This window comes from Pseudomonas morbosilactucae, assembly GCF_023241665.1.
Lineage (GTDB): Bacteria > Pseudomonadota > Gammaproteobacteria > Pseudomonadales > Pseudomonadaceae > Aquipseudomonas > Aquipseudomonas morbosilactucae.
This window is the reverse complement of sequence record NZ_JALQCX010000071.1, coordinates 1-19,566: the sequence shown is the minus strand read 5'-3', so window position 1 is coordinate 19,566 and position 19,566 is coordinate 1. Positions and strand designations below refer to the sequence as shown.

Annotated in this window: 21 protein-coding genes and 2 pseudogenes; 9 read left to right on the top strand and 14 right to left on the bottom strand. The window is 61.7% G+C overall.

The genetic code is table 11. The annotated features are described in order from the left end of the window. The first annotated feature begins 130 nt into the window (after window positions 1-130). Window positions 131-451: a YbjQ family protein gene (locus M1B35_RS29330; RefSeq protein ID WP_123333502.1), complete on the top strand. Its 321-nt coding sequence runs from the start codon at window positions 131-133 to the stop codon at window positions 449-451. Window positions 452-477: 26 nt separating this feature from the next. On the opposite strand, the gene M1B35_RS29325 is transcribed toward M1B35_RS29330, so the two are convergent. From M1B35_RS29325 to M1B35_RS29295, 7 genes and pseudogenes are all read right to left on the bottom strand, one after another. Next, window positions 478-870, bottom strand: a complete 393-nt coding sequence (locus M1B35_RS29325; protein WP_123333500.1) for a VOC family protein — start codon at window positions 868-870, stop codon at window positions 478-480. 79 nt (window positions 871-949) lie between these two features. After that, window positions 950-2,589 (bottom strand): annotated as a pseudogene (locus M1B35_RS29320) (ABC-F family ATP-binding cassette domain-containing protein). Window positions 2,590-2,753: 164 nt separating this feature from the next. Further along, entirely contained in the window at window positions 2,754-3,782 is a 1,029-nt protein-coding gene (locus M1B35_RS29315; protein ID WP_268263789.1) for a DNA topoisomerase IB, read from the bottom strand. Window positions 3,783-3,866: 84 nt separating this feature from the next. Next, window positions 3,867-4,955 (bottom strand): molybdenum ABC transporter ATP-binding protein, encoded by a 1,089-nt coding sequence (gene modC, locus M1B35_RS29310; protein ID WP_268263788.1) that lies wholly within the window; start codon window positions 4,953-4,955, stop codon window positions 3,867-3,869. 3 nt (window positions 4,956-4,958) lie between these two features. Continuing rightward, window positions 4,959-5,639, bottom strand: a complete 681-nt coding sequence (gene modB / locus M1B35_RS29305) for a molybdate ABC transporter permease subunit (RefSeq protein WP_268263787.1) — start codon at window positions 5,637-5,639, stop codon at window positions 4,959-4,961. Next, window positions 5,640-6,407 carry a molybdate ABC transporter substrate-binding protein gene (gene modA / locus M1B35_RS29300; protein ID WP_268263786.1) on the bottom strand — a complete coding sequence of 256 codons (768 nt, stop codon included), beginning with the start codon at window positions 6,405-6,407 and terminating at the stop codon, window positions 5,640-5,642. A 177-nt stretch (window positions 6,408-6,584) separates the two neighbouring features. Then, a complete protein-coding gene (locus M1B35_RS29295) occupies window positions 6,585-7,649 on the bottom strand; it encodes an NAD(P)H-dependent flavin oxidoreductase (RefSeq protein WP_268263785.1) in 1,065 nt (354 codons plus the stop codon). A 117-nt stretch (window positions 7,650-7,766) separates the two neighbouring features. Here M1B35_RS29295 and M1B35_RS29290 point away from each other — a divergent pair, with 117 nt between their 5' ends. After that, window positions 7,767-8,255: a GyrI-like domain-containing protein gene (locus tag M1B35_RS29290; protein WP_268263784.1), complete on the top strand. Its 489-nt coding sequence runs from the start codon at window positions 7,767-7,769 to the stop codon at window positions 8,253-8,255. Here M1B35_RS29290 and ada read toward each other — a convergent pair. The 4 genes from ada to M1B35_RS29270 all read right to left on the bottom strand — a co-directional run bounded on the left by ada (window position 8,219) and on the right by M1B35_RS29270 (window position 10,593). After that, a complete protein-coding gene (ada, locus tag M1B35_RS29285; RefSeq protein ID WP_268263783.1) occupies window positions 8,219-9,277 on the bottom strand; it encodes a bifunctional DNA-binding transcriptional regulator/O6-methylguanine-DNA methyltransferase Ada in 1,059 nt (352 codons plus the stop codon). The genes M1B35_RS29290 and ada overlap by 37 nt on opposite strands. A 95-nt stretch (window positions 9,278-9,372) precedes the next feature. Continuing rightward, complete coding sequence (gene alkB, locus M1B35_RS29280; RefSeq protein WP_268263782.1) at window positions 9,373-10,050, bottom strand: DNA oxidative demethylase AlkB; 678 nt, start codon at window positions 10,048-10,050, stop codon at window positions 9,373-9,375. A gap of 34 nt (window positions 10,051-10,084) precedes the next feature. After that, window positions 10,085-10,255, bottom strand: a complete 171-nt coding sequence (locus tag M1B35_RS29275; RefSeq protein WP_185039246.1) for a hypothetical protein — start codon at window positions 10,253-10,255, stop codon at window positions 10,085-10,087. A gap of 35 nt (window positions 10,256-10,290) precedes the next feature. Further along, complete coding sequence (locus M1B35_RS29270) at window positions 10,291-10,593, bottom strand: DUF1883 domain-containing protein (protein WP_123333480.1); 303 nt, start codon at window positions 10,591-10,593, stop codon at window positions 10,291-10,293. A 209-nt stretch (window positions 10,594-10,802) separates the two neighbouring features. On the opposite strand from M1B35_RS29270, the gene M1B35_RS29265 reads away from it, so the two are divergent. Together M1B35_RS29265 and M1B35_RS29260 are read left to right on the top strand one after the other, a co-directional pair. Continuing rightward, the gene (locus M1B35_RS29265; RefSeq protein ID WP_123333478.1) at window positions 10,803-11,153 is read left to right on the top strand and encodes a hypothetical protein; all 351 of its coding nucleotides are present in this window, start codon (window positions 10,803-10,805) and stop codon (window positions 11,151-11,153) included. A gap of 187 nt (window positions 11,154-11,340) precedes the next feature. Next, window positions 11,341-11,571, top strand: coding sequence for a hypothetical protein (locus tag M1B35_RS29260; RefSeq protein ID WP_123333476.1), 231 nt, complete (start codon window positions 11,341-11,343; stop codon window positions 11,569-11,571). A 72-nt stretch (window positions 11,572-11,643) separates the two neighbouring features. Here the strand turns inward: M1B35_RS29260 and M1B35_RS29255 are convergent, their stop codons facing one another. Both M1B35_RS29255 and M1B35_RS29250 read right to left on the bottom strand, forming a co-directional pair. Next, the gene (locus M1B35_RS29255; protein ID WP_268263781.1) at window positions 11,644-11,925 is read right to left on the bottom strand and encodes a hypothetical protein; all 282 of its coding nucleotides are present in this window, start codon (window positions 11,923-11,925) and stop codon (window positions 11,644-11,646) included. A 152-nt stretch (window positions 11,926-12,077) separates the two neighbouring features. Further along, a complete protein-coding gene (locus M1B35_RS29250) occupies window positions 12,078-12,266 on the bottom strand; it encodes a hypothetical protein (RefSeq protein WP_123333472.1) in 189 nt (62 codons plus the stop codon). 257 nt (window positions 12,267-12,523) lie between these two features. Here M1B35_RS29250 and galU point away from each other — a divergent pair, with 257 nt between their 5' ends. Together galU and gorA are read left to right on the top strand one after the other, a co-directional pair. Beyond that, a complete protein-coding gene (gene galU, locus M1B35_RS29245) occupies window positions 12,524-13,363 on the top strand; it encodes a UTP--glucose-1-phosphate uridylyltransferase GalU (protein ID WP_053157579.1) in 840 nt (279 codons plus the stop codon). 130 nt (window positions 13,364-13,493) lie between these two features. Then, on the top strand, window positions 13,494-14,852 hold the full coding sequence (gene gorA, locus M1B35_RS29240) for a glutathione-disulfide reductase (protein WP_268263780.1): 1,359 nt from the start codon (window positions 13,494-13,496) through the stop codon (window positions 14,850-14,852). On the opposite strand, the pseudogene M1B35_RS29235 reads toward gorA, so the two are convergent. Further along, window positions 14,849-15,873, bottom strand: a pseudogene (locus tag M1B35_RS29235) (DNA-binding protein). The gene gorA and the pseudogene M1B35_RS29235 sit on opposite strands and share 4 nt — an antisense overlap. Before the next feature lie 176 nt (window positions 15,874-16,049). On the opposite strand from M1B35_RS29235, the gene M1B35_RS29230 reads away from it, so the two are divergent. The 3 genes from M1B35_RS29230 (at window position 16,050) to ahpF (ending at window position 19,403) form a co-directional block, all read left to right on the top strand. Next, window positions 16,050-17,021, top strand: a complete 972-nt coding sequence (locus M1B35_RS29230; RefSeq protein ID WP_268263779.1) for a site-specific integrase — start codon at window positions 16,050-16,052, stop codon at window positions 17,019-17,021. Between the two features lie 118 nt (window positions 17,022-17,139). Next, complete coding sequence (gene ahpC, locus M1B35_RS29225; protein WP_123333464.1) at window positions 17,140-17,703, top strand: alkyl hydroperoxide reductase subunit C; 564 nt, start codon at window positions 17,140-17,142, stop codon at window positions 17,701-17,703. Between the two features lie 134 nt (window positions 17,704-17,837). Continuing rightward, a complete protein-coding gene (ahpF, locus tag M1B35_RS29220; protein WP_268263778.1) occupies window positions 17,838-19,403 on the top strand; it encodes an alkyl hydroperoxide reductase subunit F in 1,566 nt (521 codons plus the stop codon). Window positions 19,404-19,566 lie beyond the last annotated feature (163 nt).

The following is a 19,566-nucleotide window of genomic DNA, read 5'->3' as shown; positions in this document are numbered from 1 at the left end:
GAATTGCCCACAATGTTGTTGTGCCTGGATGAGGCAAACGAAAAAACGCCGTTGTGAACAACGATCTTCGCCAGGCTTCACGCTAAGATGGCGGCTTTTTGCAAGCCCGCCAAGGGCAAGGGAGTTGCCGATGATTGTCACCACCACACAGCACATCGAGGGTCGGGAAATTGCCGCGTACCTGGACATCGTCAGCGCAGAATCGGTGCAGGGGGTCAACCTGGTGCGTGATTTGTTCAGCGCGGTGCGGGACGTCTTCGGCGGTCGCTCACAGACCCTGGAGCGTGCATTGAAGGAGGCTCGGATTCAGGCCACCGACGAGATCAAGGAGCGGGCTCGCCAGTTACAGGCGGACGCGGTGCTGGGGCTGGATTTTGAGATCAGCATGGGTGGCGGTGGCAAGGGCATGGTGACGGTGTTTGTCACGGGCACCGCGGTCAAGCTCAAGTGAGTTGAACCTGCGATGCCCTGCGGCGGTTACCCCGCGATGGGTGTACAGAGCTCCACCAGGGTGCCGTCCGGGCAGCGCAGGTAGGACACGGTCTGGCCCCAAGGCTTGAGGCTTGGGGGCGAGAGTTCGCTGGCGCCCTGGGCCAGGGCCTTGGCATGGGCGGCTTGAACCTCGTCGGTCACCATGCCCAGTTCCATGCCCAGCGGTTGTGGCGATGAATGAGCCGCCACATGGCCGCTGCGGAAATTCATCTCGGCCAGTTGGTGGTCGGCGAAGGCGAGGGTGGTTTCGCCGCTCTCCAATTCGCCATAGGTGCCGGACTCATGCAGGAAGCGCCGGCTGAAGCCAAAGGCTTGTTCGAAAAACTGCAGCGACGCCTCGACGTCAGGCACATAAACGATGGTGTATCCGAACTTCATGGGTAACGATCCGTGTCGATTATCGGGGCGCGAAGATTATCACGCCCAATACCGCTGAGTCGGTGCGGTGGCGGAGAGTTCATGGCGCGGCCTCGTGCAAGTACCACCCTTCAGGCGTCCACAACAGGTGATGGGTGGGTTCGAGCGCATCGATAAACGCTTGATCGTGGGAGGCCACCAGCAGCGCTCCGGGAAAGTCCCGCAAGGCCGTTTCGAAGGCCTGCACCGATGCCAAGTCCAGATGGTTGGTAGGCTCATCCAGCAACAGCAGCTTGGCCGGAAGAGGGCGCCACACGGCGCTGGTCAGTGCGGCTTTCAGGCGCTCGCCGCCACTCAATAAACCACTGGGCCGTGTCACCTGCCGGGGTGAGAGTTGCAGGTGGGCCAGGTGATTGCGCAAGGCGCTTTCATCCCCGGGGCCGTTGGCGGCCAGCAATTGTTCGAGCACTGAGCGTTGGAGGTCTAGTTGCGCCAGCGACTGATCGAGGTAGGCGCAACTGACAGGCACCGTGCACCGCCCGCTCAGCGGCACGCATTCGCCGGCGAGCATCTTCAACAAGGTGGATTTGCCACAGCCATTGGGCCCGCTGAGGATGATCCGGGCCGGGCCTTTGATATGGCAGGTCAGGTAGCTGGAGGGCGCTGTCGGCGGCAGCCAGGGCAGTTGCGCGCGCTCCAGGGAAAACACCTGCTGCCCGCTGGGCACGGCGCTGGCCGGAAGGTTGAGCAGCACCGGGGCATCGGCCAAGACCCGTTCATAGGCCGTACGCACCTGGGCGTCGAGGTTCGATTTGTGGTCCTGATGGGCGTGGCGCACCTTGCCCATGATGTCCCGCGCCGCGGCTTTGAGCTGGGCCCGTTCAAAACCCGCGACATTGGCCGTCATCGCCTGCTTGCGTGACAGGGCGGCGTGTCGCTGGATGCTGTCGTGCTCCTGTTGCAGGCGTTTACGCTCGCGGCTGCGTTGGCTGTGCGCCTGTTCCAGCGCGGCCTGGCTGGCGCTGTCTTGTGCTTGGCGCCTGGCCTGGAATTCAGCATGGCTGCCGCTGTGGCGTTGCACGCCCTGGGCGCTGATTTCGACGATGCACTGCACGGTGTCGAGCAGTGGGCGATCATGGCTGATCACAATCAGCCGCCGCGCCAGGCTTGCAATTGCTGGATCAACCAGTGTCGTCCGGCACGGTCCAGGTGATTGCTGGGTTCGTCCAGTAGCAAAAGGTCGGCATCGCTGAGCAGGGCGCCGATCATCGCCACCCGAGCCCGCTGCCCACCGCTGAGGCGGGCGGCCGAGTCCTCGGCGCGCAGGTGGCCGAGGCCGGCGCCATCGAGCATCTGCGCCATGCGCTCGGCCAGGTCCCAGCGCTCGTCCACCTGCTGCAAATCCATCAACGATGCCTCGCCTGCTGCCAAGCGCTTTAGCGCTTGCAAGGTCGGCGCAACTCCGGCGAGTTCGGCCACGCTGTGGGCCGCGGTGATGGCGAGATCCTGGGCCACATAGGCCAGGCTGCCGTGGCGGCTGATGCTGCCCGACGACGGCTGCAGTTCCCCGGCGAGCAGGCGGGCGAGCAGCGACTTACCGCTGCCGTTGCGGCCGATGATGGCCGTGGGGCGACGGTCGAAGCTGAGGTTCAGTGAGTCGAACAGAGTTTCGCCATGGGCGAAGCGATAAGTCAGCTGATTCAGGGAAATCAGCGCAGGTTGCCGTGTGACCTGAGTCATCAGCACCTCCAAAAAATGCAGGGGAAACCAACAAGCGCAGGGACTGGCTTGTCGCGAGGGCATTCTGGAAGGCTTAGTGATTCACGTCGGCAATCGTCCTGGGACGGTGGGGAGGGGCGTAGCCTAGCGCGCAGTAAGCAGGCGTGACAACCCCGTCTGCCCGGTCAGGTTTTAAGCAAGCGTTCGAGAAACATCGCCAGGCCGACTTCCTCGGCTTTCAAGCCCTTGCGCACTCGAGGCTTGGGCAGCGTCGCCAGTTCGCCGAGCAGAAAGCTGTCCAACAGTGCCGGGTGGATATAGCAACGCCGGCACACTGCGGGTGTGTTGCCCAACTGTTTGGCCACATTTTTCACGGCTTCGACGATGTGCTTCTTCGCTTGCGTTTCCGGCTCCCAATGCAGTTCCCGTAGCTGGGCCAGTGCCTGGCTGCTGCCGGCCCAGGTGCGGTAATCCTTGGCGGTGAAGTCGGCGCCGGTGAGTTCATGCAGGTACGCATTGACGTCCGAGGAGCTGATGCTGCGCCGCTGGCCGTCCTCGTCCAGGTACTGGAACAGGTCTTGCCCGGGCAGTTCCATGCAGCGCTTGACGATGCGCGCCAGGCGGCGGTCCTTGACGGTGATCTGGTGTTCGATGCCGCTCTTGCCGCGAAACTGGAAGAGGATGTCCGGGCCTTTGATCGCCACATGCTTGCTGCGCAAGGTGGTCAGGCCATAGGAGCGGTTGTCCCGCGCGTACTCGCGGTTACCGACCCGGATCAGGGTGGCATCCAGCAGGCTGATGACCGTGGCCAGGACCTTGGTGCGGCTGAACCCGGGTTCGCTCAGCAGGTCGTCCAGGTGCTGCCGCAACTTGGGCAGGGCGCTGCCGAACTGCAGCAGGCGCGAGTATTTGTCGGCATCGCGCACTTCGCGCCAGCGCGGGTGATAGCGGTATTGCTTGCGTCCCCGGGCATCGCGCCCAGTGGCTTGCAGGTGGCCTCGCGGGTCGGCGCAGATCCACACATCGCTGTACGCCGGGGGGACGGCCAGGGCGTTGATCCGTTTAAGCTCGTCTGGGTCCTTGATGACGCGGCCCTGGACGTCGACGTAGCTGAAACCGCCCCGACGCTTTTTGCGCCGGATGCCCGGTTGACGGTCATCGACGTAATGCAGGCCGGCGGGAACCGACGGTTCGGACGGGGCGTGGTCGGGCATGGCGGGGTTCCTTGGCAAAGGGTGGGGCCTCTTTGCAGATTGACCGCAAGCCCTGCCCGTTGGTGCCCCAGCGTTGGCGGTGATTCAGGCCAGCACTGCCACAGCCTTGATCTGTGCCCAGAGCGCCTGGCCCGGGTGCACGGTCAACTGGTCCCGGGAGAAACGGGTGATCCGCGCCAGCAGCGGGGTGCCTGCCGCGTCCAGGCGCACCAGCACGTGGGCGCTGTTGTCGGCAGCGATTTCACTGCTGACGCTGACCGGCAAGCGATTGAGGATGCTGCTGTGCTCTCCGGCCTGCAGGCTCAGGCTGACGTCTCGGGCCTGGACCTTGAACCTCAAGTGCTTGCCCACGGCGAGGGGCGCGTGGGCCACCCGCACATTGAGCTGGCTGCCCGGTAACTGCAGGGTCAACAGTTGGTAGTGGGGGTCGTAGTGGATGACTTGGCCCTCGATCACCACGCCAGCGTCGTCTCCCAAGGCCAGGGGCAGGTCGAGACGTGCCAGGGTTTCGCCGATCGGTCCGCTGGCCAGGGCTTTGCCCTCGTTGAGCAGGACGATGTGGTCGGCCAGGCGCGCCACTTCATCCTGCGCGTGGCTGACATACAGCAGCGGAATATCCAGCTCGTCGTGCAGGCGTTCGAGGTATGGCAGGATCTCGCTTTTGCGCTTGGCATCGAGGGCCGCCAGGGGTTCGTCCATCAGCAGTAACCGGGGGCTGGTGAGCAGGGCGCGGGCAATGCCGACGCGCTGGCGCTCGCCGCCGGACAGATGTTGCGGATGGCGTTCCAGCAGATGGCCGATGCCGAGCAGTTCGGTGGCGTGGGCCATGTCCACTCGGCGCTGATGGCGGGCAATGCGTCGCAGGCCGAACTCCAGGTTGCCGCGCACCGACAGGTGGGGGAACAGGCTGGCTTCCTGGAATACATAACCCAGGGCGCGTTTGTGCGGCGGCAAAAACAGGCCTTTGTGGCTGTCCTGCCAGACCTCGTCATTGATCCGCACCAGGCCCTCGGGCGCGCGTTCAAGACCGGCGATGCAGCGCAGGCAACTGGTCTTGCCGGAGCCGGAATGGCCGTAAAGCGCGGTGACGCCACGCCCGGGCAGGTGCAGGTCCAAGTCGAGGCTGAACGCCGGGTAGTCGAGCTTGAGGCGCACATCAATGGTCGAGGTCATGGGTCAGCTCCAGCCGGCCTTGGTCTGGCGGCTGGAATACAGGGCCAGCAGCACCAGGAATGAGAACACCAGCATGGCGCCCGCCAGCCAATGGGCTTGCAGGTATTCCATGGCTTCGACGTGGTCGTAGATCTGCACCGAGACCACTCGGGTCTTGTCGGGAATGTTGCCGCCAATCATCAGCACCACACCGAACTCACCGACGGTGTGGGCAAAGCCGAGAATCGACGCGGTGATAAACCCCGGCCTGGCCAGGGGCAGAATCACGCTGAAAAAGGTGTCCCAGGGATTGGCACGCAAGGTCGCGGCCACTTCCAGGTGACGGCTGCCGATCGCCGAGAAAGCGTTCTGCAGGGGTTGCACCACAAAGGGCATGGAATAGATCACCGAACCGATCACCAGCCCGCTGAAACTGAACGTCAGGGTGCCCAGCCCCAGGGACTGGGTGAACTGGCCAATCACCCCGTTGGGCCCCAGCGCCAACAGCAGGTAGAAGCCGATCACCGTCGGCGGCAGCACCAGGGGCAGGGCCACAATCGCGCCGATGGGGCCGCGCAGCCGTGAGCGGGTGCGCGACAGCCACAGGGCGATGGGAGTGCCGATAATCAGCAGAATCAGGGTCGTCAGGGACGCCAGTTTCAGGGTCAGCCAGATGGCGGCGAAATCGGCACTCGATAGCGGCATTTAGAGTTGGTAACCGTAGGACTTGATGACGGCCGCGGCTTTTGGTCCCTTGAGGTAGTCAACCAGCGCCTTGGCGGCTGGGTTGTCTTTGCCTTTGTTGAGGATCACCGCGTCCTGCTTGATTGCATCGTGCATCTGCTCGGGCACGATCCAGGCCGAGCCGCTGCTGACTTTGCCGTCTTTGTAGATCTGCGACAAGGCAACAAAGCCCAACTCGGCGTTGCCGGTGGAGACGAACTGATAGGCCTGGGTGATGTTCTGGCCTTCGACGAGCTTGTCCTTGACCTTGTCGGTCAGCTCCAGCTTGGCCAGGACTTGAGTGGCGGCCAGGCCATACGGCGCGGTTTTCGGGTTGGCGATGGACAGGTGCTTGTACTGGTTGTCCTTGAGGACTTGGCCCTTGGCGTCGACATAACCTTCCTTGGCCGACCACAGCGCCAGGGTGCCGATGGCGTAGGTAAAGCGCGAGCCCTTGACCGTGTCTCCTTCGCTTTCAAGTTTCTGCGGCGTGGTGTCGTCGGCGGAGAGGAACACTTCGAACGGCGCGCCATTCTTGATCTGGGTATAGAACTGCCCGGTGGCGCCATAGGCGGCTACCAGTTTGTGGCCGGTGTCTTTTTCAAAGTCGGCGGCGATGGCCTGGATCGGCGCGGTGAAGTTGGCAGCGACCGCCACCTGGACTTCATCGGCCTGGACCGAGCTTATGGCGAATGCGGCGAGCAGGGTGGCGAGGCACGTCGGGGCAAAACTTGAGGCGCGAAGGATCATGAAGCTGCTCCGTTGAGGGCAAGGGCGTGGGGCAGTGGGTGAGAGGGGGACTGCACCGACGGTCGGTTAAAGCGCTGTATAGAGGAATATATAGCGAATGACCGACGAACGGAACTGCGGGTGTCTGGGGGGGTAAGCGTCAGGCCGGCCGCGAGCGATGTCGCGGCCGACCCTGCGTCAGCGTCGCTGGAGTTGCGCCAGAGCTTTCTCGGCCAGGTGGCGGGTCAGTTCACCGGTGGGCAGTTCGATGCACAGGCGCAGGGCCTGCCCGGACCAGAGGTTGGCGAAATCCGCGTCATCCTTGGCTCGCAGTGGCATCAAGGCTCCGCCAGCCAGGGGAAACGCCGGTGCCAATGGGCTGATAGGGCCGATTTCACGCATCACTCGGTTGACAATGCCCCGGGCCGGTCGCCCGGTGAATAGGTTGGTCAGGGCGGTCTGGCTTTCCTTGGCACTGCGCAGGGCCTTGTGGTGGGCCGCACTGATCTTGGCTTCCGGGGTGAACAGGTAGGCGGTACCCAGTTGCACCGCCGAGGCGCCCAGGGCCAGGGCTGCAACGATGCCCCGGGCGTCACCAATACCGCCGGCGGCAATCACCGGTAGATTCACGGCATCGACGATTTGCGGCACCAGGGCCAGGGTGCCGACCTGGGTATTGAGGTCGTCGGTGAGGAATAGGGCGCGGTGGCCGCCGGCTTCGTAGCCCATGGCGATGATCGCGTCGCAGCCGTGTTGCTCTAGCCACAGGGCTTCATCCACGGTGCTGGCCGAAGAGAGGATCTTGGCCCCGGTGGCCTTGACCCGTTGCAGCAGGCCGGCCTCGGGCAGGCCAAAGTGGAAGCTGACGATTTCCGGGCGCAGCTCTTCCACCAGCTCACAACTGACCCGATCAAACGGCGCACGGCTGCTGACCGGCGTGGGGGCCTCGAAGTCCGCACCCAGCTCGCGATAATAGGGTTCCAGGGCGTTTTTCCAGCGGGCATCGCGCTGGGCGTCGGGGGCGGGCGTCTGGTGGCAGAAAAAGTTCAGGTTCAGCGGGGCCTGGGTCGCCAGGCGAATGGCTTGGACTTCCTGGCGAATCTGCTCCGGGGTGAGCATGGCGCAGGGCAGGGAGCCCAATGCGCCGGCCTGGGCGGCGGCGATGACCATGGCCGAGCCGGTGGCACCGGCCATGGGGGCTTGAATGATCGGCAGTTCGATGCCTAACAGATCGAGAATGCGGGTATCGGGCCACTGGCTCATGAGGCATATTCTCCGGCAGAAAAATTAACGACGGCAGCGCGGGGTTTGTATCAGGAGTTGCTGGTACAAGGCCAGGCGATGTTGACTCGATCACTGCTCCACACAGGAAGATTGACCATGGATGTAAAACAGCGCGAAGTCCTGCCTTTTCGCGTGGCGGGCTTGCAGGTCCGCACCCGTAACGCCGACGAGCAACAGGCTCAGACTGCGCAGATCGGCCCGATGTGGCAGCGTTTTTACCTTGAGGACCTGTTCGATAAGGTCAGCCACAAACAGCCGGACTCTTTTGTCTACGGTGTGTACTCCAACTATGAATCCGACGCTTCCGGGCTGTTCGATGTAACGGCTGGCGTGGCGCTGGCGGCACCCGGCAGTGATTACCCGGAGGTGGAGATCGAGGGCGGCGAATACCTGGTGTTCAGTGCCCGGGGCGCGATGCCCGACGTGGTGATTCAGACCTGGGGCCTGATCTGGGCTTACTTCCAGGACCACCCCCAGGTTCGCCGCCGGTTTATCAGTGATTTCGAGGTGTACACCGGCCCCGACTCGGTGGCGATCTACATCGGCATTCAGTCCCCGGATGCGCCTTCGCGTTCCAGCAACTGACGCTTGCGCTCCACGCCCCAGCGATAGCCCGAAAGCTGGCCGTCGCTGCGCACCACGCGGTGGCAGGGAATAGCCACCGCCAGGCAGTTGGCCCCACAGGCTTGGGCCACGGCGCGTGTCGCCTTGGGCGCGCCGATGCGCTGGGCAATTTCGGCGTAGCTGGCGGTGGTGCCTACCGGAATGCTTTGCAGGGCCTGCCACACGCGCTCTTGAAAGGCCGTGCCGCGCAGGTCCAGTGGCAGGTTCAGGCCGATCCCCGGCGCTTCGATAAACCCCACCACATGGGCGATCAGTTGCTCGAACTCAAGCACGGCGCCTTGCAGATTGGCCCGGGGGAATTTGTCCTGCAGGTCGTGCACCAGGACGTTGGGGTCGTCGCCGAGCAAAATGGCGCACACCCCCCGGCTGCTTTGCGCCACCAGAATCGCGCCCAGGGAGCATTGGCCGACGGCAAAGCGGATGTCACTGTTGGCCCCGCCGGCGCGGTAGTCGCTGGGTTTCATGCCCAGTACCTGGTCGGCGGTTTCGTAGAAGCGGCTATTGGAGTTGAAACCCGCGTCGTAGAGGGCGTCGGTCACCGACTGGCCGCTGTGCAAGTGCTGGCGGACCTTGAGCGCGCGATTAGCGTTGGCGTAGCCCTTGGGGGTCAAACCAGTGGCCGCCTTGAACACCCGATGAAAATGAAACGCACTCATACCGGCACCCTGGGCCAGTTGATTGAGTGTGGGCGCGGTTTCGGCGTCCTCGATCTGTCGGCATGCGGCGGCTACCAAGGCTGCATGCTGGGCCGCCAGTTGAGTCTGATCCCCCGCGGCGCGTTTGCTCGGGCGGTAGCCTGCTGCTTCAGCTGCGGCGGCGCTGTCGAAGAACTCGACGTTCTGCGGCCGTGGCAGGCGCGACAGGCTGCTGGGGCGGCAATAGACCCCGGTGGTTTTCACGGCGTAGACAAATTGCCCGTCGGCGCTGGCATCGCGGGCCAGCACCGACTGCCAGCGGGGATCTTGTTCGATGGGATGCTTCATGGGCTCTACTCGATGACGGGGCCGGGCCAGGTTAGCCAGGGTTGCAGGCTGCCGCACTCCGGGTCTTGCGCTGGAACTCGGACCGCCGACGCCGTTTAGCCAGCGCGGCGAAAGGTCAGGTTGAAACGCTGGCTGCCCAGGCGCGGGTGGGTGCCTTCCTTGAGCGGCAGTATGCCGTGATAACGCAGCCGGTCGACGCCGCCCCAGACCGCGACATCGCCGTGCAGCAGCGGCACTCGCAGCGGTCGATCGCTGCGTTGGTCGCCGCCAAACAGGAAGATCGCCGGCAGCCCCAGGGACAGGGACACGATTGGCGCACTGAAGTCCTGCTCGTTTTTGTCCTGATGCAGGGACATTTTGGCGCCGGGGCGGTAGCAGTTGATGAGGCAGGCGTCGGGATTGAAGTCGGCGAACCCGGCCTCTAAGGCTGCGGCCTGGGCCAGTTGCCGGAAGATATCGGGCATCGGTGGCCAGGGTTGGCCGGTCTTGGGGTCGAAGTCGCTGTAACGGTAAGCCCGGGTGTCGGTGGTCCAGCCCAGCTCCCCGCAACTGCTCAGGCCAACCGACATGGTGAAACCGCCCGGCGTGACCATGCGCCGTAATGGCGCGCCCTGCAGCACCGTTCGCAACGCCGGCAGCAACGGCTCGATCCAAGGCAGGGCGAAACCACGCAGTACCCGGGATTGCGGGCCGATGACGTCGACCCGGGGGGCTTGTTGCAGGTCCGCCTCGGCGAACAGATCGGCGGTGCCGGGCGGTGGCGGATGGAGCATCGTCGAACCTCCCTCCAGGGCAGCGCCGGCCGGGTTACAAGGCCTTGCTTACGCTGACGTCGCTGATGACATCATCGGATTGGCCGTGCAAGGCTTGCAGGGCTGCTTGGGCTTCTTCCTGGGTGCCGGTTTCCAGTTGCGCGAACTCGAAACGGCGCTCGCCATTGAGCTTGTATTTGATGACGTACTTGGTTGTTTGGGCCACGGTGGTACCTGTGTATTGCGATGTGGGAGGCTGGCTCAGCGCAGTTTGGAGCTGGAGCGGCGGACAATGCGGATCGAGTGGGTCAGGGTCGGCTTGCGCGTCACACTGATGGCGCGGTTGGTGACGGTATCGATGGTGATGTTCCAGAAACCGGTGCTGGGCGCGGTGATCTTGGCCGGGAACTTGTCGAAGGCGCCGCCGTGGTAAGTGTGGCGACCGCCGTTCTTGAAACTGCGGAAGTTGGCGTCGTTCATCAGGCGGATATTGCAGACCTGGGAGCATTCGATGATGACGATGTCATCTTCATTCAGGTGCTCGCGCTGGTGGATAAATTTCATGGCGCCTCCAGAAGGGCTTTCTCTACAAAAATCAAAACGATTGCATCAAAGATGGCGCAGTTTATCAGGCCCGACCGGGGATGAGCGGGCCGCCGTCAGGCGCTATGGCAAATTAAAACGCTTATTTGGAATTTTATGCGCGATAAAGCGCCATGCCCCGGAGAAAAACAGCGGTTGTGCTGTCGGAGGGGCTTTAGTGGAGGTTTTGTATGAAGTGGTGTGTGTTGGGCCTGGCGTTGGCGATTGGCGGATGTGCGACGGTTGCGGATATCAATCAGACGCCGCCGACGCTCAGTGTGATCTCTGGCAAGAAGCCCCAGGATTACGCCGCCTGCTTGAGCGAGAAGCTGGCCGACAGTCGTGAGGCATTGCAGATCGAACCGCACAAGGAGGGGCTGCGGGTGGTGGTTCCGCAGAAACTCGCAGAAGGGCCGGCCGCGGTGTTTGATATCGAAGAGCGCTCCGGTGGCAGCAGCATCAAGCTGCATGAACAGATGTCGAACAACCCATTGCGCCCCCAAGATGTACGCAAGGCTGGAGAAGCCTGCATTTCCGGATGACGGCCTGGTATTGATGAGGCGCGTGGGGGAGAGGCTATTTCGCTGTACAAGGGCTGGGCGGCGAAAAATCCTGGAAAAACCCTCTTGTCGGCGTGCGGTTCGGTTAGGTCATCCGATAAACTGCGCTCACATTTCGACCATGCCGCCGAAGCCTGACTTGGGCGGCAGGGTCTTTTCGGGAGACGGCATGAAGCGCGAACAAATCAGGGAAAGGCATGCGGAAGGGTGTATTTCGGCGACCCACGTGATCCAGAATCCGGCCAATTCCGGGGAGTGGATCGTGTTTTTCAAGAAAAGCGCAGGGCGCAGCTACTTCTTGGTGGATGACAATGATGAAGTCGAATCATTCGGCCGGCTCGATGACCTGATCGAAACCATCCGCGGCCTGGGCATCAAGTTCGCCGAGATTCATATGTAGCCGCAACGGCTGGCATCCCGGTTTATTTGAACACCCCGTTATTTGCCCGCTACTTGAGCTGCGCCCCGCTATTTATTTACACACGACGACGACACTGCGGCTCTTGTAGTTGCCCACATCCGCGCCCAGGGTCTTTTCGCTTTCCTTCAGGGACGGGGTGCCTTCGGTGCCGACGATGCGGTAGCCGGTCCCGGCGCAGGATGCATCGGCTTTTTCATAGCAACTGGCCCAAGAGCTGGCTTCGCCGGAGCAATCGATGCTCAGGCCTTGTTCGCCGTTTGCCAGGTAGGTGTTGGATGCGGTGGCGCAGCCGCTCAGGGCCAGTACCGCGCTCAAAGCCAGTAATTTTTTCATGGTGGTGAAGGTCGTCGAAAGAGTGGTGAGGCAAGGGCTGGGCGGCGCTGCCGAGCATTTGAAGCGAGATGCTATAGCGAACGGCCATTGCGGTACAGACAATCACAAAAAAGCCCTGCGTTGCAGGGCTTGTCCTATGCTCGCAGCACCGCTCAGGGCTTGCTGGTACGCCGGCGCGAAGGAGGCGGCGGCTGGTCTTGAAGGACTGCGGCGACTTCGATGGCCATGGCTTCCGAAGGGAATGGGCCGGCGATGTTTTCACCGCCGGTCGTGGCGACCCACCATTGTCCGTCTTTGGCTGGGGTGATCAGGTAACCGTTTACGCTTTTTGCTGCCGACATCAAGAGCTCTCGTTGGCTGGATCAAGGGCGCAATCATAGCCTTATATAGGCCTGCTGGCTCGACTCTGCAGGTTAGAACGCGGGCTTGCCAGCGCATTGCAGGTTTACGCCGAGGGTTATCTCGGGGATGCTGCGGAACTATCAGACAGAATATTTCTCTATGATGGCAGCGGTTAGCCAGCGCGGGGCATTGTAAGGTGCACGCCGCCTGATTAGACTGCGCCGAACTCGTAAGCACAGCCTTTTTAAGGACTCATATGATCAAGAAATGCTTGTTCCCAGCAGCCGGTTACGGTACTCGCTTCCTGCCAGCGACTAAAGCCATGCCTAAAGAAATGCTGCCGGTGGTGAACAAGCCACTGATCCAGTACGGCGTTGAAGAAGCGCTGGACGCCGGTTTGACCGAAATCTCCATTGTGACGGGTCGCGGCAAGCGCGCCCTCGAAGACCACTTCGACATCAGCTACGAGTTGGAAAACCAGATCAAGGGCACCGACAAAGAGAAGTATCTCGTCGGTATCCGCAAGCTGTTGGACGAGTGCTCTTTCTCCTACACTCGCCAGACTGAAATGAAAGGCCTGGGCCACGCGATCCTCACCGGTCGCCCGCTGATCGGCGACGAACCGTTCGCTGTGGTGCTGGCGGACGACCTGTGTGTCAACCTCGATGGCGACGGCGTGCTGACCCAGATGGTCAAGCTGTACAAGCAGTTCCGCTGCTCGATCGTGGCGATCCAGGAAGTCGATCCACAGGAAACCAACAAATACGGCGTGATCGCCGGTGAGATGATCCGTGACGACATCTACCGTGTGCACAGCATGGTTGAGAAGCCAAAGCCGGAAGATGCGCCGTCCAACCTGGCCATCATCGGTCGTTACATCCTGACTCCGGACATCTTCGACCTGATCGAACAGACCGAGCCGGGCAAAGGCGGTGAAATCCAGATCACCGACGCCCTGATGAAGCAAGCGCAAAACGGCTGCGTCATGGCCTACAAGTTCAAAGGCAAGCGTTTCGACTGCGGTGGCGCCGAAGGCTACATCGACGCGACCAACTTCTGCTTCGAGAACTTCTACAAGACCGGCAAGGCTTACTGATAGCTGCGCAGGTTTCTGTACGAAAAAGCCACCTTCGGGTGGCTTTTTCATTTTCTGCCCTTATGTCCATCCTCTGCGCTGACCCTTCCGCCATCTGCGGTTATGCTGTCGGCCTGCCTGGGAGAGTGAAATGGCCTACGATTTTGATCTTTATGTAATTGGCGCCGGTTCCGGCGGCGTGCGTTGTGCGCGGTTTGCCGCGGGGTTTGGGGCGAAAGTCGCCGTGGCCGAGAGCCGCTATCTGGGCGGTACCTGCGTCAACGTCGGTTGCGTGCCGAAAAAGCTGCTGGTGTACGGCGCGCACTTTGCCGAGGACTTCGAGCAGTCCGCAGGTTTTGGCTGGACGTTGGGTGAGGCGAACTTCGATTGGTCGACCCTGATCGCCAACAAGGATCGCGAGATCAATCGTCTCAATGGCATCTACCGCAATCTACTGGTCAACAGTGGCGTGACCCTGCATGAAGGCCACGCCAAGCTGATCGACCCGCACCAGGTGGAGGTCAATGGCCAGCGCTACAGCGCCAGGCACATCCTGATTGCCACCGGCGGCTGGCCGCAGATCCCGGACATTCCCGGGAGTGAGCACGCCATCAGTTCCAACGAAGCGTTCTTCCTCAAGCAACTGCCCAAGCGTGTGCTGGTGGTGGGCGGTGGTTACATCGCGGTGGAGTTCGCCGGGATTTTCCACGGGCTGGGTGCCGAAACCCAGTTGTTGTATCGCGGCGACCTGTTCCTGCGTGGCTTCGATGGCGCGGTGCGCAAGCACCTGCAGGAAGAGTTGACCAAGCGCGGCCTGGACCTGCAATTCAATGCCGACATTGAGCGGATCGACAAGCAGGGCGATGGCAGCCTCAAAGTGCGCTTGAAGGATGGGCGTGAACTGGAGACGGATTGCGTGTTCTATGCCACGGGGCGGCGGCCGATGCTCGACAACCTGGGCCTGGAAAATACCGGGGTCAAGCTCGACAAGCGTGGCTTTGTCGAGGTGGATGAGCAGTACCAGAGCGCCGAACCGTCGATTCTTGCGATTGGCGATGTGATCGGTCGGGTGCAACTGACTCCAGTGGCCCTGGCCGAGGGCATGGCTGTGGCGCGACGTCTGTTCAAGCCTGAGCAATATCGCCCGGTGGATTACCGCATGATCCCTACGGCGGTGTTCAGCCTGCCGAACATTGGCACGGTTGGCTTGACCGAGGAGCAGGCGCGTGAAGACGGGCACAAGGTGCAGATTTTCGAAAGCCGTTTCCGGCCGATGAAGTTGACCCTGACCGACTGCCAGGAGCGCACCCTGATGAAGCTGGTGGTGGATGCCGACACCGACAAAGTGCTGGGTTGCCACATGGTCGGGCCGGACGCTGGGGAGATTGTCCAGGGGCTGGCGATCGCCTTGAAAGCAGGCGCCACCAAGCGCGACTTCGACGAAACCATCGGCGTGCACCCAACGGCCGCCGAAGAGTTCGTCACCATGCGCACCCCGGTCGCGGATTAAGTCTTCTTCGGCCGTGGTGGCCGTTCCTTGGTTGCTGGCGCCGCCTTCACGGCGGTGGCCCGTTGCAATGCCTCAAGGCCGGCCTCGGCCTTGGCGGCTCTCAACTCCAATTCTTTGCCGATCCGGCCTTGCTCTTCCAGGCTGTGCTTGAGCGTCTGGCTTTCCAGCAGCGCGACGCGCAGGCGTTCCTGGAGGAGGGTGGCTTCGCCCTGGGCGCGATTTGACTGTTCCTGCAATTGTTCGCGCAGCGCCTCGCTTTTTTGCGCCAGGTCCTGGGCCTGTCTCAACTCTTTCACTGTGGCGCGGTTTTCACTGAGCAGGCGCTCATTGTCGCGGTGCAGTTGGGTGATTTCGTCTTGGCGGACCAGAGCGTTTTGCTGTGCCTGGCGCAATTCCATCTGCACCTGTTGCAACTGCCCTTCGTGGCGCCGCTGTTCTTGTTCGCGTTGCTCTTTGACGGCGTTGCGGTAGTGCTCAAGGGCGTCGCGGGCGTGCAGGTGCTTTTCTTCCAGCGAACGAATCTGCTCATCTTTGTCTTGCAGGCGTAGCTCGAAATCCCCCACCGCCTGATTAAGCCCGGCGTTGCGGGTCTGCTCGCTTTGCAGGGTGGAGCGGGTGCTCTGCAGGGCGGCGCTTTCCTCGGCCAGGGCAGTCGCCTGGATGTCCAGTTGCTGCTCCAGGCCGGCCTGGTTCTGCTGGGCTGCCAGCAACGCTGTTTCCAGCGCCTGCACGCGCTCATCGAACGCGGCCTGAGCCTGCTCCAGAGGCTCCTGGGCCTGCTCTTCCAGGCGCCGGGCAATGCGCGCCACTAAATCGGCCAATTCACCTTCCAGGGGCTCTTCCGGCGCTTCGGCACGCCGCGGCCGTTATCCAGCTCCTTCAGATAGCGGTGGATGGTGGTTTTTGAGCCGGTATTGCCCATTTCAACGCGCACTGCGTCGATGCTGGGGTGTTCGCCGCGGGCGAGGATCGCCAAGCGCGCCTTTTGCACCACTGCCTTATTTATGCCGCCGCGAGCCATGATTCCTCCTACGATTTTGTACTGTGTTACGTAGTATGTAATTACGCATAATTGTACGCGATGAAATTAGATTAAGCATAGAAATAATGACATGGGATATAGTGGTATTACCCCTTGTGAGGCGCATTCGGCCCCCATAAACAGTGGTTTTCGCTACAGTCGACAGAGTTGAACCCATGAGTGAACTGGATCGTTACCTGCTCGCCGCCACCCGCGATAACACGCGGCGTAGCTATCGCGCGGCCATTGAGCATTTCGAAGTAGCGTGGGGCGGCTTCCTGCCAGCCACCAGCGAGGCCGTGGCCCGCTACCTGGCGGCCTATGCCGGGGAGTTGTCGATCAACACCTTGAAGTTGCGCTTGTCGGCGCTGGCGCAATGGCACAACAGCCAGGGCTTTCCCGACCCGACCAAGGCTCCGGTGGTGCGCCAGGTGTTCAAGGGCATTCGCGCCTTGCACCCGGCCCAGGAGAAACAAGCCGAACCGCTGCAGTTGCAAGACCTGGAACAGGTCATTGCCTGGCTGGAGCAAGAAGCCCTGACGGCGATTGCTGAAGGCAGCCAGGCTGATCTGCTGCGGGCTCGGCGCGACAGCGCCTTAATCCTCTTGGGCTTCTGGCGCGGCTTTCGCAGTGATGAGCTGTGTCGCCTGCAGGTCGAGCATGTGCAGGCGGTGGCCGGTTCCGGTATCAGCCTGTACCTGCCGCGCAGCAAGGGCGACAGGGACAACCTCGGCAAAACTTACCAAACGCCGGCTTTGCAGCGCCTATGCCCGGTTCAGGCCTACAGCGATTGGCTCGGCGTTGCGGCGCTGGTCCGTGGGCCGGTGTTTCGCGGCATTGATCGCTGGGGGCATTTGAGCGAGGAGGGCTTGCACGCCAACAGCGTGATCCCGTTGTTGCGTCAGGCGCTGGAGCGGGCCGGCATTCCCGCCGAGCGTTACACCAGCCACTCATTGCGTCGCGGCTTTGCCACCTGGGCTCACCGCAGCGGCTGGGACTTGAAATCGCTGATGAGCTACGTCGGCTGGAAGGACATGAAGTCGGCCATGCGCTACATCGAGGCCAGCCCCTTTATGGGCATGGCGCGGATCAGCGAAAAGCTCGTCGAGCAGGCGCTAAAGGTTTCTTCTATTAATAAGCTCGGCTGATAGCCAAAACCAATCGGCAGCATCAGGTTTGCCAATGAGCCATCAGCCGGATCATTGGTTAGGATTCTCCCCATCAAGTTTCCACACAACGTTTTCAACCAATGACGGAGAGTCAACGATGCCTATCATCAACAGCCAAGTTAAACCCTTCAAAGCAACCGCATTCAAAAACGGCGCGTTCGTCGATGTGTCGGACGCCGATCTGAAAGGCAAATGGTCTGTCGTCTTCTTCTACCCGGCTGACTTCACCTTCGTTTGCCCAACCGAGCTGGAAGACCTGGCTGACAACTACGCCGAATTCCAAAAACTGGGCGTCGAAATCTACAGCGTGTCGACCGACACCCACTTTGCCCACGCTGCCTGGCACAACACTTCGCCAGCCATCGGCAAGATCCAGTACACCATGATCGGTGACCCGACCCTGACCATTTCCCGCAACTTCGACGTGCTGATCGAAGAAGCCGGTCTGGCTGACCGTGGCACCTTTGTGATCAACCCAGAAGGCCAGATCAAAATCGTTGAAATCAACGACGGCGGCGTAGGTCGCGATGCTTCCGAGCTGCTGCGCAAAATCAAGGCCGCTCAGTACGTCGCTGCTCACCCAGGCGAAGTCTGCCCAGCCAAATGGAAAGAAGGCGAGGCCACCCTGGCTCCGTCCCTGGACCTGGTCGGCAAGATCTAAGTCCATGTTTGACTCCAGGGCGGTGATCCGCACCTAAGTAAGCTGCACCGCCCCCAAAACGCCCGGGCGAGATTCGCTCGGGCGTTTTTTTTTTACCGAATCATCTCTTTATTCAGAACATGGAAATCGCCCGTATGTTGGACGCCAATCTTAAAGCTCAGTTGAAGTCATACCTGGAACGGGTCACCCAGCCGATCGAGATCGTCGCCTCCCTCGACGACGGTGCGAAATCCCAGGAAATGCTCGAATTACTCAAGGAAATCAGCAGCCTTTCCAGCCTGATTACCCTGCATGACCAAGGGACCGATGCGCGTAAGCCGTCGTTCTCGCTGAACCGCCCGGGTAGTGATATCAGCCTGCGTTTCGCCGGCATTCCCATGGGCCACGAATTCACCTCGCTGGTGCTGGCCCTGTTGCAAGTCGGCGGTCACCCATCGAAAGCCAGCGCTGAAGTCATCGAACAGATCCGCTCCCTTAAAGGCGAGTTCAACTTCGAGACGTACTTCTCGCTGTCCTGCCAGAACTGCCCGGACGTGGTCCAGGCCCTGAACCTGATGGCGGTGCTCAACCCGAACATTCGTCACGTGGCCATCGACGGCGCGCTGTTCCAGGCTGAAGTCGATGAGCGCAAGGTCATGGCCGTGCCCAGCGTCTACCTGAATGGGGTCAACTTTGGCCAGGGCCGTATGGGCCTGGAAGAAATCCTCGCCAAGCTCGACACCAGCGCCGTGGAGCGCCAGGCCGAGAAGCTCAACGCCAAGGACGCCTTTGACGTGCTGGTTGTGGGCGGTGGCCCAGCCGGTGCATCGGCGGCTATCTACGCGGCCCGTAAAGGCATTCGTACCGGCGTGGCGGCAGAGCGTTTTGGCGGCCAGGTGCTGGACACCATGGCCATCGAGAACTTCATCTCGGTGCAAGAGACCGAGGGGCCGAAACTGGCCGGTGCCCTGGAAGCGCACGTTCGCCAATACGATGTCGACATCATGAATCTGCAGCGCGCCAGTGCCCTGATTCCGGCCAAAGAAGTGGGCGGCTTGCATGAGGTGCGTTTTGAAAGCGGTGCAAGCCTCAAGGCCAAGTCGCTGATCCTGGCCACCGGTGCCCGCTGGCGTGAAATGGGCGTGCCGGGCGAGCAGGAATACAAGGCCAAAGGCGTGTGCTTCTGCCCGCACTGCGATGGCCCGCTGTTCAAAGGCAAGCGCGTGGCGGTGATCGGCGGTGGCAACTCCGGCGTTGAAGCGGCCATTGACCTGGCGGGTATCGTCAGCCACGTAACCCTGCTGGAGTTTGACGGCAAGCTGCGCGCCGACGCTGTATTGCAGCGCAAGCTGCACAGCCTGCCGAACGTCAAGGTCATCACCAGCGCACTGACCAGCGAAGTGAAAGGCGATGGGCAGAAAGTCACCGGGCTGGTCTACAAGGACCGGGATTCGGGTGAGTTCCACACCGTCGACCTGGAAGGCATCTTCGTGCAGATCGGTCTGTTGCCTAACACCGATTGGCTCAAGGGCACCGTCGAATTGTCGCCGCGGGGCGAGATCATTGTCGATGCACGTGGCGAGACATCCCTGCCAGGCGTGTTCGCCGCTGGTGACGTGACCACCGTGCCGTACAAGCAGATCGTGATTGCGGTGGGCGAGGGCGCCAAGGCATCCCTCAGCGCTTTCGACCACTTGATCCGTACCTCGGCACCGGCTTGATCGCCCGCTGAAAAAACAAAACCCCATAGCTGGCTCATGGGGTTTTTTATTGCCGCTTTGCAATCCAACTGTGTGGGAGCCGGCTTGTCGCTGATAAGGGCTTCGCGTCAGGTACAGGGCGGGAGGGCGCTATCGCTGGCAAGCCAAGTCCTACAGCGCCCCG